This is a genomic window from Leptodesmis sp. (assembly GCF_052746595.1).
In genome coordinates, this window is sequence record NZ_JBRAGO010000169.1 from 2,409 (window position 1) to 5,616 (window position 3,208).

Annotated in this window: 3 protein-coding genes; 1 reads left to right on the forward strand and 2 read right to left on the reverse strand. The window is 46.2% G+C overall.

Annotated elements, in window-relative coordinates:
• On the reverse strand, positions 1–801 hold an 801-nt coding region (locus ACUVQO_RS22215), incomplete at its 3' end, for a peptidoglycan-binding protein (RefSeq protein WP_445928002.1).
• A gap of 563 nt (positions 802–1,364) precedes the next feature.
• Positions 1,365–2,036, reverse strand: coding sequence for a hypothetical protein (locus ACUVQO_RS22220; RefSeq protein WP_445928003.1), 672 nt, complete (start codon positions 2,034–2,036; stop codon positions 1,365–1,367).
• A gap of 302 nt (positions 2,037–2,338) precedes the next feature.
• Between ACUVQO_RS22220 and ACUVQO_RS22225 the strand changes: the two genes are divergently transcribed.
• The gene (locus ACUVQO_RS22225) at positions 2,339–3,106 is read left to right on the forward strand and encodes a S1C family serine protease (RefSeq protein WP_445928004.1); all 768 of its coding nucleotides are present in this window, start codon (positions 2,339–2,341) and stop codon (positions 3,104–3,106) included.
• Positions 3,107–3,208: the final 102 nt, after the last annotated feature.

The following is a 3,208-nucleotide window of genomic DNA, read 5'->3' on the forward strand; positions in this document are numbered from 1 at the left end:
GTAATAACTGCGTGGCTCGTAGTAATGATCGCAGGGATCGTAGCAGTCATCATAGTAATAACTGCGTGGCTCGTAGTAATGATCGCAGGGATCGTAGCAGTCATCATAGCTATAGCGATCGTAGTAATAGTCGTCATAGCGACTCCAGTGTTTTGGCTTGTAGTAGTAGTCATGGCAGTCGTAGCAGTCATCCCAACGATCCCAGCCTCTGGGTTCGTAGTAGAAAGGCTCGACATAGTCCGTGGCAATCCACGCATCATGACCAATACGTTGCCAGTTATAGTACCGTTCAACAACAGGGCCAAAGGTTTCTACATAGGTGCCGTCGGGTAAACCACCAATTCTGCGGTAGTTAATTCCAGGGCCACTCCGCACATTCAGCCCACAACCGCTGCAAGTATCCACATAACCACTAAAACCGAAGTAGGTGGGTTGATACTTTTCATTTAACCCCAGTGCTGTAGCGGTTTCCTTGCCCACTACCCCATCGACCTGCTTCAAGCCCTGACGAATTTGGAAGTCCATCACTGATGCTGCAGTTTTAGGACCAAATTGACCGTCGGCTTCAATTCCCAGGACTTTTTGCACATTCGTGACAGCATCCCCGGAACTTCCCTGAGCGATCGCAGTCGTAGCTGCAGAAGCCTTGTCAGGGGAAGCACTAACTGCAGCAACAGCGAGCGCAACACCAGCCAAAGCGACTCCCGCAGAGCTTGGCACTTTGATATCTAAAGTTAACTCTGGATCAGGGGTTGGATCTTCATAGTTCACAGAACTGTGAACAAAAGCTAGTAACTCCATAGGTTCCTCGTTCGCATTATCATCGCCTGCCTAGACTCACAAGGGGAGATTGCATGGTGGGTACTTGTTAGTACTTAGATATCACCCGCTATGAGCACTTTGCAGAATTGATAGGGACAAAAACATCACTTTTCATCTAGCAACAGATTGTGTCGAGCAACTAATGCGAAGACAAAATTTTGTGCTCATGAAAAATGATACCTAGAGTGTATCACAGGGTTTCTTAAAGGAAGCACTTTTTTGATTTTTTGCTAACTTGAATATCCCCTAGGTTTAAAGGCCAGATATTAGGGATTTGGCAAAGATCTCAATGATTCAAAAGCAAGCTGGCTCAAGGATTGGTCTGAGCAAATTTAAAGAAAGCCAGAATTTACACTGCTGAGTAAGGATAAATTCTACCCTGTAAACAAATTTTGGCTCATCCACTCAGAACTGCTCCACTCAATAGTCGCTCCCTATCTGTCCAGGGATGAATCTTACCTTTGTCCAGGTTCAGAACTATGGCTTTTCTTATGGGAAAACGACCGTTCTCTAGCAGGACTTGGTTTAGCTGAAAAGGCACCTCAAGACTTAGGAGAAGTCTGAGGGGTTGGAGTAGGAGAAGTCTGAGGGGTTGGAGTTGCCAAAGGGCTCGCCTGGCTAGCCGGATCTTTCAGCTTAAAGGTTTGAGAGATCTCGGCTGTAGGCTGAGTCGCACCAGCCTGATATTGATCCATTTGTACGTCGATCGTCTGTTCCGGTTTGACAGTGATCGTTTTGACTTTTACTTGCGGCCCCAAAAACTCTGCAGCAATATTTCTAGGATTGCCATTGTCATTCACGAAAGCGGCTAAATAGGAAAAATCACCCTGATTTGGGATGGTGATCTGAATGGTAGTGACAGCATCTTTGATGCCGTCTTTATTTAAGTCCCCGTAAGCAACCACATCACTCATTGTGAAGATTCGTTTTGTCTCTGGGTCTTCATACTTGCCGTTGACGAGCTTGACTGGGCCTTTAGCCAGAAAATAGTACTCGGCATTCTTTAGCTTCTCAGCAGTCAGGTCTGGAGCCGTTAGAGTTTTCGCTACTGGAGGAGTGGTAGCAGCCGGACTAGGTGAGCTAGAGGCAGGCGAGAGAGTGGGTGAAGCAGCCGAGTTAGTTGGCTTTTGCAACTGCAATAGACTACAACTACTGACCGTTAATCCCAAACTGCAGGTCATACTGAGCATCAACAATGTTGTTCTACAACTCACAACAATCTCCTTATAAAGCAAAGATGCTTTACCACGGGAACCAGTGATAGCAATCTCACTATGAACTTCCCTCAATTTATGAGGAGCATCTTTAGGGTACAAGCAGTTCTTTGTTTTGGAGCCAAATTCTTGGCAAATTTTACGGGTGTGCCAAAGTTTCAAGAACACGATATCCTGAAGACACATACTAGGAAAAGTGATTTTCTTAGGATTTATGTACTGAAAATTGATTAATTACGATCGCTGCTATTGTTTACGATTTGACACAAAATCCCCCTAATTCTGACAGCTTCTCTATGAAAATGGTAAAGCCTCTGATATCACGGCAAAAGCTGAAAGTTCCTCTCCGCTTATTAGCTGGTATTTTTGTCCTGGCCTTAGGTTTGGGTCTGGGTGTTCCCATACTGCTGAAAAATTTTCTGCCCTTTGCCAGTGCTGGAAAATTTGGCTTGGGAGCAGTAAACCAGCCTTTAGCTAGTGGAAAATCAGGTGATCAAGACAGGCAACTCTCGGTTGCAGATACGGTTTATCAACGCGCAAATCCGGCGGTTGTCACGGTTTATTCAGTGAATGAATTGGGGTCGGGTATGGTGCTGAAATCGAGTGGTTTAGTTTTGACAAACCGCCATGTGATTCAGAATTCCGTTCAGGCATCTGTGAAAACTTCTACCGGCCAAGTCTATGAAGGCCAGGTGATCGATTTTGATCTGCGCTACGACCTGGCGCTGATTAAGCTCAATCCTCAAGATTTGCAACTACCGACAGTGACGCTGGCCGAAGCGGTAACGGTGAAACCAGGGGATCCGGTATTTGCGATCGGCAGTCCTGCGGGCAAGGCAGGCACACTTACGTCGGGAACCTTTATCGGCACTAATGAGCATGGTAGTTTGCAAACCAGTGCTGGGTTACTCAGTCCTGGTAATTCTGGTGGCCCTTTACTCAACGCTCAAGGTGAAGTGATTGGCATCAGCAAAGGACTGCTAGATAACAACAGTGGTCTGGCCACCAGTATTGTTCCGATTAAGGAATTACTCGATCGCTATGAGAGAATCCATAAATCTGCCCCCTAAAAACTCTGTTTAACCATCCTAGATTCTTAACGATCAGGCTGCTTGTCCAGTGACATCCTCCCGACACCAATGCTACGCATACGGTGCGGGCTTCCCAAGATC